Raw genomic sequence first — 22,967 nt, forward strand, 5'->3', positions numbered from 1 at the left:
CTTTATCTGCGTTAAATTGCTTTTGTTGAAAAACTGCGGGATTCCATCACTTTTAGAATCGCATCCGCTGTATCAAGAGAAGTAAAGGTCGGTACACCATGTTCCACCGCTTCTCGGCGGATGATAAATCCGTCTTCCGTTGCATTTTGGCGATCTTTGTCCATGGTATTGACTACTACTTGGGTCGTTCCTTTACGGATCAAATCAACAACCGTTTCTTCTGCTTGCTGTTCGGAAATCTTGGCAACCCGAGTCACTTGTAGTCCTTTTTCTTCAAAGTAATCGGCGGTTCCATTGGTAGCCAATAAGGTGAAGCCGACCTCTACGAAACGCGCTGCCAGTGCTGCTGCCTCTTCTTTGCTTTCGTCTGCAACGGTGAAAAGTGCTTTTCCAAATTCAGGAATATGCAGGCCTGATGCCTCAAAAGCTTTATAAAGTGCTTTTGCCAAATCTTTGTCTGATCCCATTACTTCACCCGTTGATTTCATTTCAGGGCCTAAGTAAGTATCGACTTTTAAAAGTTTTGTAAAGGAGAAGACAGGTGCTTTGATGTGTACTTCATTTGGTGTTGGCGCAAGTCCGTCTTGATAACCTAACGCTGTGATCTCTTCCCCGAGAATCGCCTTCGTGGCAATTTGTGCCATTGGGATCTCTGTTACCTTGCTTAAAAATGGTACGGTTCGGCTAGCACGAGGATTTACTTCAATGACATACACTTTGTTCTCATGGATGACAAATTGGATATTCATCATACCGATACAATTTAAACCTAATGCCAAGCGTTTGGTATATTCTTCGATCGTAGCAATTAGTTCATCCGAAAGATTTTGCGGTGGATAGACCGCCATTGAATCTCCTGAATGGACCCCTGCACGCTCAATATGTTCCATGATTCCAGGAATCAAAACAGTTTTGCCGTCACAGATAGCATCGACTTCACATTCTTTACCGACCAAGTAACGATCGACCAAGACAGGATGTTCTGGTGATGCTTTCACTGCATGACGCATATAATCTTGTAAATCGGCTTGGTTTTCCACGATTTCCATCGCACGTCCCCCTAAGACATAACTTGGGCGGACTAAAACAGGATAGCCGATTTCTTGAGCGATGGCGATCGCTTCTTGTTCGTTCGTCGCTGTATCCCCTGGTGGTTGCGGAATATCTAGCGCTTGTAATGCTTGCTCAAAGAGATCACGATTTTCGGCACGATCAAGATCTTCAATGCTGGTGCCTAAGATTTTGACCCCAGCTTTTACTAAAGGCTCTGCTAAGTTGATCGCCGTTTGCCCGCCAAATTGGACGATGACCCCAATTGGTTGTTCCAAATCGATGACGTGTAAGACATCCTCTAAGGTCAATGGTTCAAAATACAGCTTGTCGGAGATAGAAAAGTCAGTCGAAACCGTTTCAGGATTACTATTCATGATGATCGCTTCATAGCCAGCAGCTTGGATCGCTTTCACCGAGTGCACTGTTGCATAGTCGAACTCCACTCCTTGTCCGATTCGGATCGGTCCAGAACCTAGGACAAGAACAGATTCTTTTTCACTGCGCTTGCTTTCATTCTCAAACTCATAGGTGCTGTAGAAATAAGGTGTTGCTGATTCAAATTCTGCGGCACATGTATCTACCATTTTGTAGACGGGCAAAATCTTTTGCTCATGACGCAGCGTGCGGATCTCAGCTTCCGTGGTTTCCCACAGCTCAGCAATCTTTTTATCCGTAAAGCCGTTTTGCTTGGCTTTTTTCAACACATCAAGGGAATGTGGTTCGTTTGCTAATGCTTGTTCGATCTCAAAGATGTGAAGCATCTTATCCAAGAAGAACAAGTCGATTTTCGTCATTTCGTTCAAATCTTCGATGGTGTACCCTCTTCGGATGGCTTCCATGACGTAGAATAGGCGATCATCTTGCGCCTTGATGACTTTTTCCATCAGATCATTGTCAGAAAGAGCTTCTAATTCTTTCATTTCGATATGGTGTGTGCCGATCTCCAATGAACGAACGGCTTTTAATAATGACTCTTCAATATTACGACCGATCGCCATCACTTCACCAGTCGCTTTCATTTGTGTTCCTAATCGACGTTCCCCAGTTTCAAACTTGTCAAACGGCCAGCGAGGAATTTTTGCGACGACATAGTCAAGGGCGGGTTCAAATTCTGCATACGTCGTTTCTGTGACTGGATTTTTCATTTCATCCAATGTTAAACCGACGGCAATTTTCGCTGCCAGTTTGGCAATCGGGTACCCTGTAGCTTTACTTGCTAACGCAGAGGAACGTGAGACCCGTGGATTTACTTCAATGACATAGTAGTTGAAGCTATGAGGATCAAGCGCCAATTGAACGTTACAGCCACCTTCGATTTTTAACGCGCGGATGATTTTTAATGAGGCATCCCGTAACATTTGGTATTCATGGTCTGACAAAGTTTGGCTCGGCGCAAAGACGATGGAATCGCCGGTGTGGATACCGACTGGATCGAAGTTTTCCATATTACAAACGACGATCGCGTTGTCAGCAGAATCTCGCATCACTTCATATTCAATCTCTTTATATCCAGCAATACTCCGTTCAATCAAGCATTGGGTCACTGGCGAGAGCTTCAAGCCGTTTTCAGCGATTTGGCGAAGTTCTTCTTCATTGTTACACATGCCGCCGCCCGTTCCTCCTAGCGTAAATGCTGGACGAACAATGATTGGAAAGCCGATTTTTTTTGCAAATTCAACTGCTGCTTCCACCGTTGACACGATTTCTGATTCTGGGATCGGTTGATCCAATTCTTCCATTAATTGTTTGAATAGATCTCTGTCTTCTGCCTGGTCGATTGCTGCTAATTTAGTTCCTAGCAACTCAATTCCTAATTCATCCAAAATACCTGAGTTGGCTAATTCCATCGCCATATTCAAGCCCGTTTGTCCGCCTAATGTCGGTAAAATTGCATCAGGCTGTTCTTTACGTAAAATCCGTGAGACAAACTCAAATGTGATTGGTTCAATGTAGACTTTGTCAGCAATTTCTTTGTCCGTCATGATCGTTGCGGGATTCGAATTGACTAACACCACTTCGTAGCCTTCTTCTCGTAAAGCTAAACAAGCTTGTGTACCGGCATAATCAAACTCTGCCGCTTGTCCTATAATAATCGGTCCAGAACCGATAACCATGATTTTCTTGATATCTGTACGTTTTGGCATATTAGTTCTGCTCCTTCCATGCATCGATCATCTCTAAAAATTCGTCAAATAAGTGGACTGCATCATGCGGGCCCGGTGCCGCATCTGGGTGGTATTGGACACTGAATGCTGGGTAACGGCGATGACGAACCCCTTCGATCGTGCCATCGTTCACTTCGACGTGGGTCACCATTAGTTTTTCTGGATCGATGGATGCTTCATCCACAGCAAAGCCATGGTTTTGTGAGGTAAAATCGATCCGACCAGTGGCGATCTCTCTTACCGGATGGTTTAATCCGCGGTGACCGAATTTCATTTTATAGGTATCTGCCCCATTCGCTAATGAGAAGAGCTGATGGCCTAAACAAATCCCGAAAATTGGTACCTTGCCTTGAATCCCTTGTATCATTTTAATTGCTTCTGGCAAGCTTTTGGGATCGCCTGGTCCATTCGTCAGCATTACGCCATCTGGTGCGAGGTCTAAAATTTCTTGCGCTGTCGTATTGTATGGCAAAATCGTTAAATTGCAGTTGCGGCGTGACAACTCCCGTAAAATACTGTGCTTCAAGCCGAAGTCGATGACCACGATATTGCGACCCGTTCCAGGACTTGGATAAGGTTTTGAGGTAGAAACTTGTGCCACTTGATTGGTTGGTAAAACCGCCGCTTTTAATTGATCAAAGGCATGATCAAAGACATCGCCTGCATCAACGATACTCGCTTTCATGGTTCCGTGTTGACGAATCTTTCTCGTCAGCGCTCGTGTATCGATTCCTGCGATCCCTGGAATATTTTTGCGTTTTAAAAATTCGTCTAACGTCAGCTGTTTCCGCCAATTGCTCGCTAGACGCGCGTGTTCTTTCACAACAACCCCTTTACAAGTTGGTGAAATTGATTCGTAATCGTCTCGGTTGACGCCGTAATTGCCAACCATCGGATACGTAAACGTAATGATTTGTCCGTTAAAGCTTTGATCCGTAATGGCTTCTTGATACCCTGTCATGCTTGTGGTAAAAACGATCTCACCAAAAACATTGACACTGGCACCAAACCCTTCGCCTTCAAAGTATGTTCCATCTTCTAAAATAAGCCAACGCTTCATATTATTGCCCACCTTTTTGCCATACTGTTTTACCATTTACAAATGTATAACTCGTATCCCCATATAACGTCCATCCACCGAAAGGCGTATTGACTCCTTTTGATAGGAATTGCTTAGGATCCACGTTATAAGCTGATTCTAAGTCAAAAATTGCCAGGTCGGCTTTGTCTCCGACCATCATCGTTCCAGCACTTAGACCAAAGAGCGACGCTGGTTTCACGGTCATCCAATCCACTAGCTGCTGCAAGGTAAAGCGTCCTGTTTTCACAAAATGAGTGTACAACAATTGGAAGGCATATTCTGATCCGACGATGCCAAAGGGTGCTTTTAAAAAGCTTTGCATTTTTTCTTCATAGCCATGTGGGGCATGATCCGTCGCGATACAATCGATCGTGCCATCCAACAGACCTTCGATCAACGCTTCACGGTCTTCTTGCCCACGTAGCGGTGGGTTCATTTTCCAAAAGCCTTCATCGGCAGGAATATCTTCATCGATTAGAAGCAAATGGTGGGGAGAAACTTCGGCTGTCACATGGATCCCAGCTTTTTTGGCATCTCGAATCACTCGAACACTTTCTTTCGTAGAGACATGGCAGACATGGTAATGGGCTCCTGTTGCTTCCGCCAAAAGCACATCCCGAGCGATTTGAGAAGCTTCTGTTACACTCAAGATCCCAGGCAATCCAAGTTCTTCCGCTTTTTTACCAGCATGCATCACGCCGCCAAAGAGTAAGGAATCATCTTCTGTATGGGCAACCAAGGCCAAGTCATTTTCGGCGGCTTGCTTCATTGCCAAATACATTGTGCCAGCAGTCTGAACCCCGACACCGTCATTTGTTAAGGCAAATGCCCCCGCGGCTTTCATTCCAGCTGCATCCGTCAACGTTTCGCTGCGCAAGTTTTCGGTGATCGGAGCGTATTGTAAGACATTGATTGATGCATCTGCGCTGATTTTTTCGTAAACAGCTGCTAATTTTTCTGGTGTATCAGGAACTGGGTCAAGGTTTGGCATTGCGCAAACTGTCGTAAACCCGCCACGAGCGGCTGCCATGCTGCCCGTTTCGATTGTTTCTTTGTATTCAAAGCCCGGTTCTCTGAAGTGTACATGAACATCCACTAAACCTGGTGTGATCAATTGCTCTTTGGCATCGATGACTTCGTCAAAATCTGTTTCGGGAAATGCTGTACTGATCCCGCGAATGATTCCGTCTTCGATCCAAATTGCTGCAGGAACACAGTGATTGTCTTTTTTGATGATTTTACCGTTTTTAATGAGTGTTTTCATGTAAACTTCCTCCTCTAATTCATTCCTTTTTTCCTGTTAGGCCTTACCGTTCAACACCGCTTCAAGAATTGCCATTCGAACAAAGACGCCATTGGACATCTGGGTGATGATTCGCGAGCGTAAGCTTTCAACTAAGGCATCAGCTAACTCCACATCGCGATTGACTGGTGCTGGGTGCATAATGATCGCATGCTCTTTCATTCTTGCGGCGCGTTCGACGGTCAACCCGTGATTTTTTAAGTATTCTTCTTTTGAAAAGCTTTCCGTTCCATCATGGCGCTCGTGCTGGACACGAAGCATCATCATGACATCGACTTCTGCGACCAATTCGTCGAGTGGCATCCAGTGACCGTATACTTCAAATTCTTCGTCATACCATTCCTTTGGACCTGAGAAGAAGACTTTCGCGCCGAGACGCTTCAACATTTGCATGTTTGATTTTGCGACCCGTGAGTGGGTGATATCGCCTACGATTGCGACTTTCAAGTCATCAAAGTGCCCGAACTCTTCATAGATCGTCATCAGATCTAGCAAACATTGCGTTGGGTGTTGGCCGCTGCCGTCCCCGCCATTGATGATACTGCACTGGATCGTTTTGCTTTGGATCAAAGAGTCGTAGTAGTTTTCATCGCCGTGGCGAATGACCGCAACGTCTACACCTAAAGCCGACATCGTCAAGACCGTGTCATACAAGGTCTCGCCTTTTTGAACAGAACTGGTGGAGGCTTCAAATTCGATGACTTCGATCCCTAGTTTTTTCTCAGCAACATCGAAGCTTTTGTGGGTTCTGGTACTGTTCTCAAAAAAGAGATTTGTTGCGAAATATTGTTCTTTTTGGGGCATCCATTTCGCCCCTCTTTTGAATTCTTGTCCTCTGCGGATGAGTCCCATCACTTCACGGTCTGTCAATGCTTCGACCGTCAAAAGATGCTTTAAGCTGATTCTTTCGGATTGAATAATCATGAATGAATTCCTCCTTTGATTCTGTTTAAACGATGAGTTGGCACAAGTTATTTTTCTTCGCTGCGAGAGCTGTCAGGTAAAATAAGATTCAAGAAGATTCCTAGGACAGTTGCTAACGCCATTGCGGATAAGGTGAAGGTACCGACCGTGAAGACAAGCCCGCCGATTCCTACCACAAGGATCACTGACGCAATGATCAAATTCTTTTTACGATCAAAATCGATTTTATTGTCGATCAAAATTTTCAACCCGCTGGCAGCGATGACGCCAAAGAGCAGGAAGCTGATCCCTGAGATGACTGGACCAGGAATACTTAAGATCAATGCGCTTAGTTTTCCAACGAAGCCTAGTACGATGGCCAGAATTGCCGCACCACCGATGACGAACACGCTGTGGACCCGTGTAATGGCTAAAACTCCGATGTTTTCTCCGTAACTTGTCACTGGGGGTCCCCCAACGAGACCGGCTGCGATTTGAGCAAAACCATCGCCCAAAAGTGTTCGGTTCAAGCCTGGCTCTTCAAAAAAGTTCCGCTTCGTTAATTTGTTCAAGACCATCAGATGACCGATGTGTTCGGTCATGGTAACAAAAGCGATCGGCGCCATCGTCGTGATCGCATTCAGATACAGTTTTGGTTCATAGTTAATGAAGGGAATCTCGAAGCTCGGCATGCCAAACCAGTTGGCGTCAATGATGGGCTGTACATCGACGATTCCCGCTACTAAGGCGATCAAGTATCCGCCCACGATGCCCAGAAGGATCGGAATCAGTCCTAAGAACCCTCGCAGAAACATATTGAAGAAAATCGTTAATCCTAAGGTAGCCAACGCTACCAGAATGTACTTGAAATCGTAGACTGAGTCATTGTACATCGCATTCTGAGCTGCGTTAGCGGCTAACCCTAATCCAATCACCATAATCACAGGACCGACAATGATCGGTGGTAAGATCTTATCCAACCAAGCAGCACCTGCACGTTTAATGATCATCGAAACGATCACGTAGACCAACCCAGTCGTGATGGCGCCTTGTGCGATAGCTGGGTAGCCGTCAGATTTCATCAGCATCTGCATCGCTGCGATAAACGCAAAACTGCTGCCTAGATACGCTGGAATCTTCCCTTTCGTCGTAACCAAGTAAACCAATGTTCCAATACCTGAACTAACTAAAGCGATGCTGGGGTTGATCCCAACGAGGATCGGAACTAAAACGGTTGCCCCAAACATCGTGAAAAGATGTTGTAAGCTTAGGCCTAACCAAGGCAGTGCTTTGGGCCGATCTTTGATGTCTAAAACTGCGTCTGGATTACGAAATTCTTGCTTCTGCATGTTGCTGTCACTCTTCTTCCTAGTCGTTTTCTTTATTGATCATGATCCGGTCAGAACCATCTGATTCTTCCATCTCCACGATAATTTCTTCACTTAAAGCAGTTGGAATATTTTTTCCAACAAAATCTGCCCGAATCGGCAGTTCACGATGACCGCGGTCAACTAAAACGGCGAGTGAGATTCTTTTTGGTCGACCAATATCCATGATTGCATCCAAAGCTGCCCGAATCGTCCGTCCTGTAAACAAGACATCATCGATCAAGATGACTTCTTTGCCATCAATGGCAGTCGGGATGTCTGATGAATGGATCTCTGGATCATCTTCTGTCTTTTTGTCATCTCGGTACAAGGTGATGTCCAATTCACCGACAGGTACTTCTACGCCTTCTAGTTGTTTTAAACGTTCTGCTATTCGTTGCGCGATATAGATGCCGCGGGTTTTGATCCCTACCAGCACCAAGTTATCAATGCCGCGATTTCTTTCTATAATTTCATAGGTGATCCGCGTTAACGCTCGTTTCATTGTTACTGCATCTACTACTTCTTTCGCTGCCATATGTTATTCCCTCCTAATTTTGAACATAAAAAAACTCCTACCTGCTTGAGGTAGGAGTCATGTTTTCCGATCGTTGCCTAAAATCCCATTCTGTGGATTTTGGGTACACGTTATCATCTAGTAAGGGTTCGAATCTCCAACGCGGGAGTCGTCTGCTTACTCATTCCTTCTTAGCCTCACGGGACTACATTTAAAGGAGCTATTTAGTTGTTACAATTACTATACAGTTCTCACACAAAAAAATCAATCATTTTTTCGCAATTTTTTTAACGTGTCCGCGAACAGCTCTGGTAATGGCGCTTCAAAGACCAGCGACTCGCCTGTTGTTGGGTGGGTGAAGCCTAGAAGCTTGGCATGTAAAAACTGCCCATTGCCTTTTAGCGTGCGTTTAGGTCCATATAGTGGATCGCCAGCTAGTGGAAAACCGATGTACTGCATGTGGACTCTTATTTGATGGGTTCTTCCTGTTTCCAGCTGTAGTTCTACTAAGGTGAACTGCTCGAAGCGCTCCAACACGGTGAAGTGAGTGACAGCGGGTTTGCCATTTTCGATCACGGCTTGCATTTTGCGATTGACTTTTGAGCGACCGATTGGTGCATTGATGGTGCCTTTTTCGTGGCTGATCGTACCATGAACCAATGCTACGTACTTGCGTAACGATGTTTTGTCTTTCAATTGTTTCGCTAACGACTCATGTGCCTGATCATTTTTGGCGATCATTAACAGACCCGACGTATCTTTGTCGATTCGATGAACGATTCCTGGCCGAACAACATCATTGATCGTGGATAAATCATCCATATGGTACAATAACGCATTAACCAAGGTGCCATTTGGATGCCCAGCGGATGGATGAACCACCATCCCTTGCGGTTTGTTGATGACTGCCACATCAGCATCTTGATAGACGATCGTCAAAGGAATATTTTCTGGTTGTAAGTCTACAACTTCAGGTTCTGGTACTTGGATGATCAAGTGATCACCTGCTTTTACCTTATAATTTGCCCGAACCGTTTCGCCCTTCAATGTGACCGCATCTTCTTTTAGCCACTGCTGGATTTGTGACCGACTATGATTTGGCAAGCGTTCAGCCAACACTTTGTCGACCCGCCCTTTTTCTTCTTTAATGATTACTTCAATTTGCTTTTCCATTTGATTCTCCTTGTTTCCCTTTTGCTTCGTCATCTACCAGTGCATAAATAAAAATCAAGATCACCCCGAACACTAATGACATATCAGCGATATTGAAAATTGGGAAATTGATAAAATCAAGCTGGAACATATCGACCACAAAGCCATGCTGCAATCGATCGATAAAATTACCGATCGCCCCACCTAGAACAAACGCCAGTCCGAAACGAAACCATAGACTGCTTTTTTGGTAGCGAAACAATAGGTAAACAACAACAGCAACCGCGATAACGGTGATGATCGCAAAAAAGGTGATTTTTCCTTCTAGAATACTCCAAGCTGCGCCCGTATTCTGAAGATAGGTCAGGGACAACACATTGTCGATCAGAGAATGTGTTTCACCCAGTTGATAATTGGCAACGATCCAAATTTTCAGCCATTGATCCAAGCCAATGACAACAGCACTTAACAAAAAAAACAACGCGATCATAAATTTTCCACTCTTTCTTCTTTAAAAATATCTCGTGGACGGATGATGCCCAAGAGATTTCCATTCGGATTTTTATCCTTGGTGATCAAAACCGCCTCAAGCAGGGCATTTTTTTGAAACAATTCTTCCACTTCTACGATGGTCGTTTCAGCCGACACGAAACAATAATTTGATCGTTTCCCATCTCCTGCTAATAATTCATCTGCCGTTCTGCCTGCCAACTTGATTTCACCATGGAGGCTTTCTTTCGCTAACCAGTAACCCAGCATACGCAAGGTGATCAAGCCCAAAAATCGACCATTATCATAGATCGGAAATTGTGAATAGCGCTTTTGGGCAACGATTTTCAATAACTCTGGTAATGGCAGGTACTTTTCAAAACCAGTCACTCGTTTCGCAAAACGCGGCATGACTTTTTCAGGTGCCAGTAAGGAGTGTTCAATTTCTTGGATGCGATTGACGACCCATTCATTCGGTTCTGCAATGACAAAGTTTTCTCCGATTTTTTCATGTACGATGGCATTGCGCAGCTGAGCCATTTGTAATAGATCATCTTCTGCTCTTCTGACATTGATATTTTTGCTTTTTGACAAGCGACGAACCATTTCAGAAAAACCCATATTCCGCGGATTATCCAATTCGTCACGAAGCCGCTTTTCGATTCGATTAAAACTGCTCAAAAATTGATCTGCACCACTAGCCATGAGGAACCTCCTTGATAAGATACGCTTTTTTTAAATAAATCAAAACAAAGACAAAATATGCCACTAAATACACACCGACAAAAAGCAACGAGTAAAGGGAGATGGATAATAAGCCCAATACCCCCATCATGAGAAAAAGGCTTAAATAAAAGCCGATATATATTCTTTTAAGCGCAGGATTCATCACGACCTCCAGCTTGAGCGCTGATTGGCCTTTTGGTAACTGAAAAGGCTGACTTTCTAAAAAAAACATGCGCACACGAATCGGCGTCTGCTCAGCCAGCGCCAAAAAAATCGTTTGCTGATGATTGATGGCAGCGATTCTTTTTTTTCCTTGCATGACCTCCAAGGGACTGCCCATTCCATAAAAACCAGTCCTCCTAGTTAGTTGTAGCTCCATTGACAAAGATCACCTCAATTGGTTAAGTATACTTGATTATCAAAAGAAAGAAAATAGACTTTTGCTTGCTTCCTTGATTATTATAACAAGAATCCCTACTTTTATCTTCCATCACGTCTAATGAACGAGAAAAAGACGAATGCCGCTTGCACCCGTCCTTTCAAATCATCTCTTTCCGTTTTTCCGTTTCAAATGCCGCGAATGCCTTCTTTGTTTGTGAGTGCTCTTTTAGAAAAGACCGATCGCTTGGCCATCAGAAGTCACGTCCATATTGATGGCGGCAGGTTTCTTCGGTAATCCTGGCATCGTCATCACGGCACCTGTCAAGGCTACGATAAAGCCAGCCCCTAATTTTGGCACGAATTCGCGAATCGTTACTGTAAAGTCATCTGGTGCGCCCAATCGCTTTGGATCATCACTGAAGGAATACTGGGTTTTTGCCATACAGATCGGCAGCTGATCCCAGCCTTGTTCTTTGAAGCTTTGCAACTGTGCCTTGGCTTTCGGCGCAAACTCAACCTCTGCCCCGCCATAGATCTCACGCACGATCAAAGAAGCTTTATCCGCTAAAGGCAAATCGTCGGTATACAAGCGTTGATAGTTGGCAGGTTTTTCCTCGATTACTTGAACCACTGCTTTTGCTAGATCCGTTCCACCTGCACCACCGTCTGCCCAAACGGCTGTCCGTGCGATGGTGACGTCGATTTGCTGGCACATGGTTTCGACTAGTGTTCGCTCCGCTTCGGTGTCTTGTGAGAACTCATTAAGCGCAACGACAACTGGAATCCCGTATTTACGCATGTTTTCAACATGTCGCTTTAAATTACTGAAGCCTAACTCTAATGCTTTTAAGTTTTCTGTCCCTAAATCAGCCACAGCGACCCCACCATGCATCTTCAGTGCTCTGATCGTCGCTACTACTACGATCGCATCTGGTGCCTTTGATAAGTTCGGTGTTTTGATATCAAGAAATTTCTCTGCCCCTAAGTCAGCACCAAACCCAGCTTCGGTCACCGTGTATTCGCCTAAGTGCAAAGCCGTCTCGGTTGCGATGACACTATTACACCCATGGGCGATATTTGCAAAAGGTCCGCCATGGATCAGCGCAGGGGTTCCTTCAATCGTTTGAACAAGATTCGGTTTGAGGGCATCTTTTAAAAGTAAGGCTAAAGCACCTTGGACCGCCAGATCTTTTACGTAAATCGGTTGTTTCTCAAAAGAATAACCAATTAAAATCTTTCCTAATCGCTCTTTTAAATTATCAATGCTTGTTGCCAAGCACAAAATCGCCATGATTTCACTAGCAACGGTGATGTCAAAACCGTCTTCTCGGGGAACGCCTTGTAACGGTCCCCCTAGACCGACAATCACTTGTCGTAACGCTCGATCATTCAAATCGACAACCCGTTTCCATGTGACCCGACGTCCGTCGATCCCCAACTCATTGCCTTGCTGGATATGATTGTCGATCAATGCAGACAAGGCATTGTTTGTTGCTGTGATCGCATGCATATCGCCAGTGAAGTGTAAGTTGATGTCCTCCATCGGCAACACTTGTGCTTTGCCGCCGCCGGTGGCGCCGCCTTTGATGCCCATTACTGGTCCTAAAGATGGCTCACGTAAAGCGATGACGGTTTGCTTGCCGATTTGATTTAACGCATCTGCAAGTCCAATGGTCACGGTTGACTTGCCTTCTCCAGCGGGTGTCGGACTGATCGCTGTGACTAAAATGAGTTTACCCAGCGGATTGTTTGCTTTTTCGGTGATTGCCGACCATTCGATTTTTGCTTTATACTTGCCATAAAGTTCCAGGTCATCGCCTGTTAAACCAAGTGGTTCAGCAATTTCAATAATCGGTTTAGGCATTGATTCTTGTGCAATTTCGATATCTGATTTCATTTTTACCCTCAATTCACGAACTATTTAGCACTTTAAAATGTATTTTGTTTGCTATGCTCTTATTATACTTGATTTTATTCAGAAAGAAAGAGAGATTTTTCACACTTTTACAAGAAGTTTCACGAATCCTTTATGTAAACAAAAAACAACGTCCCTCCTAAGGCTGTAACGCCAAAAGGAGTGATCGCTGCTTTCTAGATTCCAATGAATTACTCGTTGGTTTTGACCTGCACCCTTTTTTCAGGGATTTTTTCTTGAAAAAAAGTTTCTAACCATGCCACATCTTTTTTACGCAACGTGAAGGTATACGTTTTTTGATGATCGGTAATGCTTATTAAACGGTTTATAATTTGCCATTTTTCTATCTCAGGTAAAGAAATAAGGCTTTTCTTCCATAAGCGCGCATAGCGAATCAGGACCAAATCATTCCTGATGAGCATGCTTCGGTGAATCCCTAACCATACAAAAAAGAAAAAGACGGCTAAAACGAGGTTGCTTTTCCAATAAGGTCTGGTATTTTCTAACGAAAGAATCAAACTGATAAATAATATCATCATAGTAAACGACCAATAAATGATCGCTGTAGCAGCTTCCGGTTGCCAATACAATTTACGCTTCATAAAAGTTCCTCACAACATAAAATTTCTAGTATACTATCTTTATCATATCAAAAAAGGGTGAGACAATGTTAAAAGTTTATCTTGATGCTTCCACGAAAGGCAACCCCGGCCCTAGTGGCGGTGGAATCGTCATTGTCGGTACTGATCTGCATGAACAAATTGCGTTTCCGCTACCTGATTCAACCAACCACCAAGCAGAGTTCGCTGTGATGGTCAACGCGTTGCAGCTGCTGATTGACAAAGGTTTACAGGAACAGACAATTATGCTCTATACCGACAGCGAAGTCGTTGCGCAGACCATCGACAAGAATTATACCAAAAACCCTGCTTTTTCTGATTATTTAACAGAAATTCAATACTTGTTGAAACAGTTCGCTTTAGCAATCATCCAATGGGTCCCTGAGAGTCAAAACAAAGGTGCCGACCATTTGGCACGCCAAGGATTAGCAAAAGCGATGAAATTAAAGGATCGGAGACAATAACCGAGAGAAGTTTTGTTTGAAGCGCAACCAGTAAGATTGCTTCGCCAAAATTTCATCCGTCAGTAATGTTGATTGTGCCATATCCTCTTCAAAGAAGCCTTTCAACGTTTGCGTGACATCGTGATCGTAGGCGAAGGCATTGACTTCAAAATTCAAGGCATAACTCCGAATGTCTTGATTCGTCGTCCCAAAGGAACTAATGGTATCATCCATCATGACCGTCTTCGCATGGAGGAAACCATTGTTATAGATGTAGATTTTTGCACCACGGCGATGCAAGTAATTGGCATAATGCTGTGTTGCCCGATAAATGAATGGGTGGTCAGGCATACATGGAATCATGATTCGGACGTCTACACCTGAGTGGATGGCAATTTCCAATGCGTTCATCATACTGTCATCAGGAATCAAATAAGGCGTTTGGATCCAAATCGATTCTTTGGCAGCTAAGATCATTTTTACAAAACCGCCTTTGAGAATTTGGGTCTCACTTTCAGGCCCATCAGCGACGATCTGCAAATCAACATTTCCAGAGCGCTCTTTCGGCGGTAGTATAAAGTAGCGATCCTCGTATTCCAGCTGATCCTCTTCTCTTTTTACAGATGCGTTCCAGTCACGAATAAAAATCTCTTGTAGTGTAAAACTGGCAGTACCTACGATTCTCGCATGGGTGTCTCGCCAATAGCCAAATTTGGCCTTTTTTCCTAAATATTGATCGCCGACATTAAAGCCGCCAGTCCAACCGATTTGACCGTCGATCACAACGATTTTTCGATGTAGATGGTAGTTCAATCGTGTGTTGCGGATCAGGTTCTTCGAAGTGATAAAAGGCACGACTTTTCCACCGGCATCAATCAACGGTTGAAAGAATTTCCGATTGGCCTTCGGTGACCCCCATGGATCATAGACCAAACGCACTTCAACACCTTCACGGGCTTTATCGATCAAGATTGACAAGAATTGGCCACCGATCTCATCATTAAAAAACGAATAATACTCCACATGCAGATTATCTTCTGCTTGCTTCATGTCCTCAAACAATGCGGCAAATTTTTCTTTTCCATCTGTATAAAATTCTACTTTGTTTCCTTTCGTCAAGGGCGATTCATCAAGGTTCTTAAAATAGCGCTCTAATAGATGATTGTCATCTGAGTAAGGATGTTCAGGAAAAGAATAATTGTGCACTTTGATGATTTGATTCAACTCATTGATCCTACTTTGGTGGTGCTCACTAAATTTATAAATAATTTCTCCGTCGATCCCCCGACCACAAAACAAGTACAACAAGAACCCGATGCCGGGGATGAATACCAACGTCATCATCCAAGCAAAGACACTTGCAATCGAGCGTGGTTTCCGAAAAACAGTAATAAAGGCAGCGATCGTATTAATAAACAAAAGTGCCAATAATACCGTGGAAATCATGCTCATATCCATTTTTATCATAGTTTCCTCCTATATCCTGTAACCCTATAATAGGTAACTGTGATCGAAAGCAAGCTTCAATTCATAGTCCCCTAGTGTTTCTTTGATTTTTTGTTTCAGCATTTCTTCGATTTCTTGATCACTATACGCCGGTTTTGCGGGAATCACTAAATCAAAAGCCAACAGATCTCCTTTGACCTGAAAATCATGCATCCGTAACTGTGCGTCAACGAAGCGAATGATCTTTGACACTTCTTTTTTTAGATGCCGATACTGCTGATCTTGAATTGGTACGGGATCAAGATGACAGACCAGGTCGACCTTTAAAGATTGGCGAAAATCTTGTTCAATCGCATCAATCACCTCATGCGCTTCTCGTAAAGACCACGTTTCATCCACTTCGATATGCACACTGGCAAAGCGATTTTTCGGTCCATAATTATGAACCAATAAATCATGGTAACCGAGAATCGTCGGATAGTGATCCAAGCGTTGCTCCATGGCAGCTACTTCTTCTTGCGTTGGGCGTGCCCCTAATAATTCGTTGATAAAGGAACGAATCATTTTGATTCCGCTAATCAAAATATACAAGGCAATCAGACAGCCGACAAAGCCATCGATACGTAGGCCAGTCAGCCACTCGATCGTCGCTGAAAACAAAACTGCCCCCGTTGTATACACATCGTTGAGACTGTCTTGTCCGCTGGCTTTAAGTGTTTGAGAGCCGATCAGGTTCGCCAGTTTGCGGTACATCGCTCCCTGCCAGATTTTGATCAAAATCGATAAGACCAAAACGATAAACAATAGTGGGGAAAGACGGATACTCGTCGGTTCCATGATGCGTTGCACAGAGCTAATGAGAAATTGGCCGCCAACAAACGTGATGATCAAAGATACTACAAACCCACTGATGGCTTCAAATCGCTCATGACCATATGGATGTTCACTGTCGGCTGGTTTCGCAGAGATCCGAAAACCGATCAATGTTAAAATAGACGAAGCGGTATCTGAAAGACTGTTGATGGCATCTGCCATAATCGAAACAGACTGGGCAGATAAGCCAATGATAAATTTCCCAGCAAATAATAGTAGGTTGGAAAGCAACCCGAGGCTACCTGCTAATTTCCCGATGGCTGTACGTTCGTAGACACCATTTTTTTTGCTACGATCTAAAAAAAAGTTTAGCAAATCATCACCCTCTCAAAAAACCATCTTTCTTATTTTACCCCGAAGGAATTCAATTAAACAACTATTCGTATCGTTTTTTCGAAAAAAAAGCGAATTCCCTTCAATTATCAAACGCATTTTCAGATAACACGTAGGAAAAAAGGAAAAAGATAACGGAAGGGTCTCCCCCTCCGTCATCTTCGTTCAAAAAAGGAATGTGTTAAAGACCTACGCTCCTCTTTCACCTATCTTCTTAAAGGAAAGGAACTCGCGGGTACAGATTCAACCATAGTGTGCTTACTTGGCAGCTAACCACGCTGCTGCTGTCTCAAGTGCTGCTGCGATTCCTTCTGGATTCTTCCCGCCGGCTTGTGCCATATCAGGACGGCCGCCACCGCCGCCGCCAACTTTAGGTGCGATCTCTTTGATCAAATCGCCCGCTTTCAATCCTTTTTCGTTGGATGCTTTGTTCATGGCAGCTAAAAGATTCACTTTGCCATCATTCGCGGTAGCTAACACTAAAATATCAGAATGGTCTTTTTGTTTCCATTGGTCAGCTAGTTGACGTAATTGGTTCATGTCCTTTACAGTCACTTTTGCTGTGATCAGACGCAGACCATTTACTTCTTTGACATCTTTGAAAACATCCCCTGCTTGCTGGTTTGCTAACTTGCTGGCAAGAGCTTCGTTTTCTTTTTGCAATTCACGCAGCTGCGCTTGCAGTTGTTCTGTTTTGGCAACGACTTCTTTTAATTGGGCGGATTTAACGATCCCTGCAATTGCTTTTAATTGCGCTTCTTCTTCATGCAATAACGTATAAGCTTCTTGACTAGTCACTGCTTCGATCCGACGAACACCAGCACCGATCCCTGATTCAGAAACGATTTTGAAAATACCGATATCCTCCGTATTTGCTACATGGGTTCCCCCACATAATTCGATCGACCAATCGGCAACATTGACGACGCGAACGTCATGCCCATATTTTTCACCAAAGAGTGCCATCGCTCCCATGCCTTTTGCGGTATCGATATCCGTTTCGATCGTCACAACAGGAAGAGCTTCCCAAATTTTCTGGTTGACGATTTGTTCCATTTGGCTCAGCTCTTCGCTGGTCACTTGCCCAAAATGACTAAAGTCAAAGCGCAAATGTCCTGGAGCAACTAATGAACCTGCTTGGTTCGCATGGCTGCCTAATACTTCTTTTAAGGCTTTATGCAATAAGTGAGTCGCCGTATGATTTTTAATGATCTTATTGCGACGATGCTGATCCACTTGTAAGAAATAGTTCACGCCTTCTTTTAGTGGCGCTTTGATTGTAGCAGTATGCAAGAACTGACCGTTCGGTGCTTTTTTGACATCCGTCACTTCCGCTACGATCGTACCATCTTCTGCTACGATCGTGCCTGTGTCCGCGACTTGTCCACCCATTTCTGCGTAGAATGGTGTTTCGGCAAAAATCAGTTTTGCTTCACCTGTCGAAACAGAATCATGTAACGCTTCGTCTTGGATGATCACTAATAATTCGCTGTTTGCTTCAAGTGAATCATAGCCAACGAAACGGCTGTCTACTTTGATATCTGTCAATAAAGCGGATTGTACGCCCATCGAAAGCTCTGTTTGTCGAGCCGCACGAGCGCGGGCACGTTGTGCATCCATTTCTTGTTCAAACCCTTGGTGGTCCACTTTCAACCCTTCGTCTTCCGCCACTTCTTCTGTCAATTCAACTGGGAAGCCGTAAGTGTCATACAATTTGAAAATATCTTGACCAGCTAACGTATCTTGACCGTCTGCTTTTACTTGGGCGATCACTTGATTTAAAATATCTAACCCTTCATTGATCGTTTCATGGAAACGTTCTTCCTCGTTGCGGATCACTTTCTCAATAAATTCTTGCTGCTCTAGTACTTCAGGATAGTAGCTTTCCATGATCTCGCCAACGATCGGTACTAATTTGTATAAGAAGGCAGTATCGATCCCTAATTTTTTCCCATGCATGACTGCACGACGTAATAAACGACGTAAAACATAGCCACGGCCTTCATTTGAAGGAAGTGCCCCATCGCCGATCGCAAAAGAAAGCGCGCGGATATGGTCTGCAATCACTTTAAAGGAGATATCTGTCGTTTTGCTGTCGCCGTAGTTCACACGACCGCTTAAATCTGCCACTGCATTGATGATCGGCAGAAACAAGTCTGTTTCAAAATTGGTAGGTGCATTTTGAACGATGGAAACCATTCGTTCCAGCCCCATCCCCGTATCAATGTTTTTATGTGGTAATGGTTCATAGGAGCCATCTGGTTGATGATTGAATTCTGAAAAGACCAGATTCCAGATTTCCAAATAGCGTTCATTTTCGCCACCAGGATAGTTTTCGGGATCATCTTCCGCTACGTCATTAAACTCAGGACCACGGTCATAGAAAATCTCTGAATCCGGTCCACAAGGTCCTGCACCGATGTCCCAAAAGTTGTCTTCAATCTCAACGATATGCTCTGGTGGTAAGCCGACTTCTTCTGCCCAAATCCGTTTTGCTTCTGTGTCTTTTGGATAAACCGTGACATATAATTTGTCTGGATCAAAAGCCATCCATTCTGGTGAGGTCAAAAACTCCCATGCCCAATGGATCGCCTCATTTTTGAAGTAATCGCCGATTGAAAAGTTGCCTAGCATTTCAAACATCGTATGATGTCTTGCTGTTTTCCCAACGTTTTCAATGTCGTTAGTCCGAATCGATTTTTGCGCATTGGTAATTCTTGGGTTTTCAGGAACAACACTGCCATCAAAATATTTTTTTAGCGTTGCTACCCCTGAATTGATCCATAATAGGGTTGGATCGTTGACTGGAACAAGGGACGCACTCGGCTCGATGGAATGACCTTTTGATTGAAAGAAGTCCAAAAACATTTGGCGTACTTCTGCACTGGATAATTGTTTCACGTTATTCTCCTACTTTCTTCTGTGTTCGCTTAAGATACAGGGGCTGACAAAATTGCTGGTAAGGCGCTCTTATGCCTGTAAAGTCATTTTGACGATAAAAAAACACCATTGCAGAGCAAGGACGTCGATACGCGGTACCACCTTGCTTGCAATGATGTGACTCATTACCTCTTAGACTCGTTAACGCGGAGTGGACGGCAACATTTCTGCTGCAGTTGAGCACCAAAGGGAGCAATCCGTCCGAATTCATGTTTTTCTCTCAGCAGTGAAAAACTTTCTGTAATGAATCATCAAACCGACCATATCCTTCGTCATTCAAAGTATAAGGAAATGTTTCGAAAAAGTCAATCCTCAAATCCGTTCTTTGTTGATCAGAATCGCTTTGCGGTAACGATAGCTCTGGGGAGAAAGCTTTTGATCTGGCTGCAGCATTTTCCGTGAACGGTAATAACTGGCATATGGCAAGGCATCGAATAAAGGATGCCCACAAATCTGCCAGTTCTCCATTTTTAAAGACAAGCCATCTGTCAGCTCCCACGCATCCGCAAGCCCATAGGTGCAGCCAAATAAATTCGGTTCAAGCAATTCAGCGGTTGACAAAGAGACACCATCGTCGCAGGACTTTTCATTGCCCCAGCGAAAAAGTCGCCGAGTCGCAGCACCGCAAACGTATTCCCATTGATCCTCTGATAGCAGCTGAAAGCCTTGTTTGTCTAACTGCTGTTTCAATTCTGTTTGACTGACGGATTCGTGGGTAAATAACTGATAGGTTTCCGATAACGGCTCGAGTGCAGCAAAATAGCGATTCTCTTCGTGATAAAAAGCGGGTAATTCCCAACGCAAGCTTTCCTCAAAGGACGCTGGTGCTGTGAATTGTGCCTTTAGCTCTTTTTCGAAAACACTGAATTGATCGACTAACCCGTGAAACTCCCCAGTGATCGTATTTAACTGCCCGATATACCTTGCGCCAGCAGGCAGAGAACTTTTTTGGACTAGCATAGGATCAATCACAGCTTTGCGCAAAGGGCTCGTAGACTCATTGACAAAAATCCCCCAATCCTGGCTGGTTTCTAACTCATAGATTGTTTCCAGCTGGCGAATGATCTCGTTGGGTGGTGACTGCCAATTTTTACTCCAGCAAGTAGCTGGTAATCCTTGCACACCGAGATCCCAACCTAAGATCGCCTCAGAGTTCCCTGGTATAAAGACAAAGTCTTCGCCATCGATCGTTAATTCAAAGGTAGCACATTTCAACCCTGCATACGTCAACTGACTAAAATGGACATCGGTGATCTCCTTTAAAGGACTGACAAAATACATTAAAATTTGCTGGATCAGCTGTTCTTTGATTTCAAAGGACAGTGTCTTCCAATTTGACCATTGTAACGCCTCAAAAAAATCCACGTCATTTCTCCTCTCATCTGCTACAATTACTATATAACGAGTATACCACGAAAAAGGAGGAAAACGACTGATGCTTTATTTTGGACGCAGTCCGTGGATGCTACAAGCGGTTTTCGCCCTGCGGCAAGCCGTTTTTGTGGAAGAACAGCACATTCCTATAGATTGGGAATTTGATGAAAAAGACCAAACTTGCCCATACTATCTTTGGCTAGATGGAAACGCACCGATCGCTACCAGCAGATATCAATTCTCTACGCCAAACACCCTGCAACCTGATCGCTTTTGCGTAGCCAAGGCCTATCGGCACCAAGGATACGGCACCAAATTATTGCATTATCTCGAAATGCGTGGTATCCAAGAGGGTGCCCTCCAATCAGTGTTATCCGCAGAGATCGACGCTTGTGCGTTTTATGAATCCTGTGGGTATCAAAAAACATCTGAACCCTATGCTGAAGATGGCGTATTGTGTGTAGAAATGACCAAACAATTAAAAACAGCAGTCAAGGAAGAGTAGTTCTCTTCCTTGACTGCTGTTTTGGTAAGCATTAGCTATTCGAATTTTTCTTGTTTTTGCGGGCGGTTCGAGTCGTTTGACGACGTTCGATCTTCCGTTTTTCTTTGTTCTTCTTATCAACGGCCCATTGAATTTTTTTCTTGTAGCCAGGCTTGATTTTTTTCTTCTTTTTCTTGACTAAGCCAATCAAGGTTGGGTCTAATTCGTCACGAGATTTTTCCCGCTTTTGCCGACGATTCCGATCGTAAGTCGCAACGATCTCGCCATTTTTGATTTCCTTCGGTTGGAAAACAACCCCTAGATCTTCGATGGCTTGGATTGCCCCTTCATCGCTTGGATCATATAAAGTGATCGCGGTCCCATCCATTTGGTTTCGACCGGTCCGACCAACACGGTGGATAAAGAAGTCTAAATCAGCTGGAATCTCAGCATTGATGACATGAGAAACCCCTTCAATATCAATTCCTCGCGCAGCTAAATCTGTTGCGACAACATATTGGTAGTCCAAATTTTGCACTTGGCGCATGATCCGTTTTCTTTCACGAGGACTGATGTCACCGTGGATCTTCGCTACTTTTAAGCCTTGTTCCTTTAAGTAATCCGTAATTTCATCCACACGGCTCTTCGTGTTGGCAAAAACGATGGCAAGATAGGGATGGCCTGTAGTCAATAATTGGTAGATCAATTTATTGGTATTTTTTCCTTTGGTAGAAATCAACCAATTCTCGATCGTATCAGAGATGACTGCTTTCGATTTGATTTCTTCGATCAATGGATTGGCCATGTATTTTTTCAAGAATGGGCGCAATTTCTCTGGAATCGTTGCGGAGAAAACCAGCATTTGTAGTTTCTCAGGCAAACGCCCCGCAATTTGATCGACTTCTTCTAAAAAGCCCATATCCAAGGTCATGTCTGCTTCATCCACGACAAATACATTGGCAGTGTGAACCCCTAACGCTTGTTCGTTGATCATATCCAAGATACGACCAGGTGTCCCAATCACGACATGGGGCTGTTGGTTTTGCAGACGGCTTAATTGACGTTGCTTATCCGTTCCTCCGACGAAATTTGACACTCGAATTTCAGGATCATGAAATCCGCCGATTTGTTTTGCGGCGTGATAGATTTGCGTGGCTAATTCACGACTCGGTGCAGTGATCACTACTTGCACTTCATCTTTTTCGGCATCGATTTTATCCATCAACGGCAGTAAAAATGTGTGGGTCTTACCACTTCCGGTCTGTGATTGCCCTACAACACTGCGTCCTTTTTGGATAACAGGTATCAGTTTTTCTTGCACTTCTGTTGGTTTAGAGAACTTTTTATCAGCAAGTGCTTCATAAATAAATGGTTGAAATTTAAATGACTCAAAAGACATTCA

At 44.0% G+C, this 22,967-nt stretch carries 19 protein-coding genes; 2 read left to right on the forward strand and 17 right to left on the reverse strand.

Features of this window, described 5'->3' with window-relative positions; translation table 11 throughout:
• Positions 1-11: 11 nt before the first annotated feature.
• From carB to IGJ25_RS09320, 12 genes are all read right to left on the reverse strand, one after another.
• On the reverse strand, positions 12-3,197 hold the full coding sequence (gene carB, locus IGJ25_RS09265) for a carbamoyl-phosphate synthase large subunit (RefSeq protein WP_225000861.1): 3,186 nt from the start codon (positions 3,195-3,197) through the stop codon (positions 12-14).
• Between the two features lies 1 nt (position 3,198).
• A complete protein-coding gene (locus IGJ25_RS09270; RefSeq protein WP_010748372.1) occupies positions 3,199-4,278 on the reverse strand; it encodes a carbamoyl phosphate synthase small subunit in 1,080 nt (359 codons plus the stop codon).
• Between the two features lies 1 nt (position 4,279).
• Entirely contained in the window at positions 4,280-5,563 is a 1,284-nt protein-coding gene (locus tag IGJ25_RS09275; protein WP_010748373.1) for a dihydroorotase, read from the reverse strand.
• 36 nt (positions 5,564-5,599) lie between these two features.
• Positions 5,600-6,526: an aspartate carbamoyltransferase catalytic subunit gene (locus IGJ25_RS09280; RefSeq protein WP_005226118.1), complete on the reverse strand. Its 927-nt coding sequence runs from the start codon at positions 6,524-6,526 to the stop codon at positions 5,600-5,602.
• Positions 6,527-6,573: 47 nt separating this feature from the next.
• On the reverse strand, positions 6,574-7,854 hold the full coding sequence (locus IGJ25_RS09285) for a solute carrier family 23 protein (protein ID WP_225000862.1): 1,281 nt from the start codon (positions 7,852-7,854) through the stop codon (positions 6,574-6,576).
• 19 nt (positions 7,855-7,873) lie between these two features.
• A complete protein-coding gene (gene pyrR, locus IGJ25_RS09290; protein ID WP_005231374.1) occupies positions 7,874-8,410 on the reverse strand; it encodes a bifunctional pyr operon transcriptional regulator/uracil phosphoribosyltransferase PyrR in 537 nt (178 codons plus the stop codon).
• Between the two features lie 243 nt (positions 8,411-8,653).
• Complete coding sequence (locus IGJ25_RS09295; protein WP_005226121.1) at positions 8,654-9,562, reverse strand: RluA family pseudouridine synthase; 909 nt, start codon at positions 9,560-9,562, stop codon at positions 8,654-8,656.
• A complete protein-coding gene (lspA, locus tag IGJ25_RS09300; protein WP_005226122.1) occupies positions 9,546-10,031 on the reverse strand; it encodes a signal peptidase II in 486 nt (161 codons plus the stop codon). Before lspA ends, IGJ25_RS09295 begins: the two co-directional genes overlap by 17 nt.
• On the reverse strand, positions 10,028-10,735 hold the full coding sequence (locus IGJ25_RS09305; protein WP_010748375.1) for a CBS domain-containing protein: 708 nt from the start codon (positions 10,733-10,735) through the stop codon (positions 10,028-10,030). The genes lspA and IGJ25_RS09305 overlap by 4 nt, the downstream gene beginning before the upstream one ends.
• A complete protein-coding gene (locus IGJ25_RS09310; protein WP_010748376.1) occupies positions 10,728-11,135 on the reverse strand; it encodes a hypothetical protein in 408 nt (135 codons plus the stop codon). The genes IGJ25_RS09305 and IGJ25_RS09310 overlap by 8 nt, the downstream gene beginning before the upstream one ends.
• Positions 11,136-11,363: 228 nt before the next feature.
• Positions 11,364-13,034 carry a formate--tetrahydrofolate ligase gene (locus tag IGJ25_RS09315; RefSeq protein WP_010748377.1) on the reverse strand — a complete coding sequence of 557 codons (1,671 nt, stop codon included), beginning with the start codon at positions 13,032-13,034 and terminating at the stop codon, positions 11,364-11,366.
• A gap of 209 nt (positions 13,035-13,243) precedes the next feature.
• Positions 13,244-13,654, reverse strand: coding sequence for an EbsA family protein (locus IGJ25_RS09320; RefSeq protein ID WP_010748378.1), 411 nt, complete (start codon positions 13,652-13,654; stop codon positions 13,244-13,246).
• A gap of 65 nt (positions 13,655-13,719) precedes the next feature.
• On the opposite strand from IGJ25_RS09320, the gene IGJ25_RS09325 reads away from it, so the two are divergent.
• Positions 13,720-14,136, forward strand: coding sequence for a ribonuclease HI family protein (locus IGJ25_RS09325; protein WP_438779256.1), 417 nt, complete (start codon positions 13,720-13,722; stop codon positions 14,134-14,136).
• On the opposite strand, the gene cls is transcribed toward IGJ25_RS09325, so the two are convergent.
• The 4 genes from cls to IGJ25_RS09345 all read right to left on the reverse strand — a co-directional run bounded on the left by cls (position 14,116) and on the right by IGJ25_RS09345 (position 21,072).
• Positions 14,116-15,582, reverse strand: a complete 1,467-nt coding sequence (gene cls, locus IGJ25_RS09330; protein WP_015509734.1) for a cardiolipin synthase — start codon at positions 15,580-15,582, stop codon at positions 14,116-14,118. The genes IGJ25_RS09325 and cls overlap by 21 nt on opposite strands.
• Before the next feature lie 24 nt (positions 15,583-15,606).
• Complete coding sequence (locus tag IGJ25_RS09335) at positions 15,607-16,749, reverse strand: cation diffusion facilitator family transporter (protein ID WP_081116312.1); 1,143 nt, start codon at positions 16,747-16,749, stop codon at positions 15,607-15,609.
• A gap of 276 nt (positions 16,750-17,025) precedes the next feature.
• Positions 17,026-19,668, reverse strand: a complete 2,643-nt coding sequence (alaS, locus tag IGJ25_RS09340; RefSeq protein ID WP_010748381.1) for an alanine--tRNA ligase — start codon at positions 19,666-19,668, stop codon at positions 17,026-17,028.
• 351 nt (positions 19,669-20,019) lie between these two features.
• Positions 20,020-21,072, reverse strand: a complete 1,053-nt coding sequence (locus IGJ25_RS09345; RefSeq protein WP_005226132.1) for a DUF7278 family profilin-like fold-containing protein — start codon at positions 21,070-21,072, stop codon at positions 20,020-20,022.
• A 70-nt stretch (positions 21,073-21,142) separates the two neighbouring features.
• On the opposite strand from IGJ25_RS09345, the gene IGJ25_RS09350 reads away from it, so the two are divergent.
• Positions 21,143-21,586 (forward strand): GNAT family N-acetyltransferase, encoded by a 444-nt coding sequence (locus IGJ25_RS09350; RefSeq protein WP_010748382.1) that lies wholly within the window; start codon positions 21,143-21,145, stop codon positions 21,584-21,586.
• Between the two features lie 31 nt (positions 21,587-21,617).
• Here IGJ25_RS09350 and IGJ25_RS09355 read toward each other — a convergent pair whose 3' ends face one another.
• Positions 21,618-22,964 (reverse strand): DEAD/DEAH box helicase, encoded by a 1,347-nt coding sequence (locus IGJ25_RS09355; protein WP_005226134.1) that lies wholly within the window; start codon positions 22,962-22,964, stop codon positions 21,618-21,620.
• Between the last annotated feature and the right edge of the window lie 3 nt (positions 22,965-22,967).

The organism is Enterococcus sp. DIV0240d (assembly GCF_051711245.1).
Lineage (GTDB): Bacteria > Bacillota > Bacilli > Lactobacillales > Enterococcaceae > Enterococcus_D > Enterococcus_D casseliflavus.

Bases quoted from the DNA above. Each gene is read 5' to 3' on its own strand.
- carB (WP_225000861.1), bottom strand. From the start codon at position 3,197: ATGCCAAAACGTACAGATATCAAGAAAATCATGGTTATCGGTTCTGGA.
- IGJ25_RS09270 (WP_010748372.1), bottom strand. From the start codon at position 4,278: ATGAAGCGTTGGCTTATTTTAGAAGATGGAACATACTTTGAAGGCGAA.
- IGJ25_RS09275 (WP_010748373.1), bottom strand. From the start codon at position 5,563: ATGAAAACACTCATTAAAAACGGTAAAATCATCAAAAAAGACAATCAC.
- IGJ25_RS09280 (WP_005226118.1), bottom strand. From the start codon at position 6,526: ATGATTATTCAATCCGAAAGAATCAGCTTAAAGCATCTTTTGACGGTC.
- IGJ25_RS09285 (WP_225000862.1), bottom strand. From the start codon at position 7,854: ATGCAGAAGCAAGAATTTCGTAATCCAGACGCAGTTTTAGACATCAAA.
- pyrR (WP_005231374.1), bottom strand. From the start codon at position 8,410: ATGGCAGCGAAAGAAGTAGTAGATGCAGTAACAATGAAACGAGCGTTA.
- IGJ25_RS09295 (WP_005226121.1), bottom strand. From the start codon at position 9,562: ATGGAAAAGCAAATTGAAGTAATCATTAAAGAAGAAAAAGGGCGGGTC.
- lspA (WP_005226122.1), bottom strand. From the start codon at position 10,031: ATGATCGCGTTGTTTTTTTTGTTAAGTGCTGTTGTCATTGGCTTGGAT.
- IGJ25_RS09305 (WP_010748375.1), bottom strand. From the start codon at position 10,735: ATGGCTAGTGGTGCAGATCAATTTTTGAGCAGTTTTAATCGAATCGAA.
- IGJ25_RS09310 (WP_010748376.1), bottom strand. From the start codon at position 11,135: ATGGAGCTACAACTAACTAGGAGGACTGGTTTTTATGGAATGGGCAGT.
- IGJ25_RS09315 (WP_010748377.1), bottom strand. From the start codon at position 13,034: ATGAAATCAGATATCGAAATTGCACAAGAATCAATGCCTAAACCGATT.
- IGJ25_RS09320 (WP_010748378.1), bottom strand. From the start codon at position 13,654: ATGAAGCGTAAATTGTATTGGCAACCGGAAGCTGCTACAGCGATCATT.
- IGJ25_RS09325 (WP_438779256.1), top strand. From the start codon at position 13,720: ATGTTAAAAGTTTATCTTGATGCTTCCACGAAAGGCAACCCCGGCCCT.
- cls (WP_015509734.1), bottom strand. From the start codon at position 15,582: ATGATAAAAATGGATATGAGCATGATTTCCACGGTATTATTGGCACTT.
- IGJ25_RS09350 (WP_010748382.1), top strand. From the start codon at position 21,143: ATGCTTTATTTTGGACGCAGTCCGTGGATGCTACAAGCGGTTTTCGCC.
- IGJ25_RS09355 (WP_005226134.1), bottom strand. From the start codon at position 22,964: ATGTCTTTTGAGTCATTTAAATTTCAACCATTTATTTATGAAGCACTT.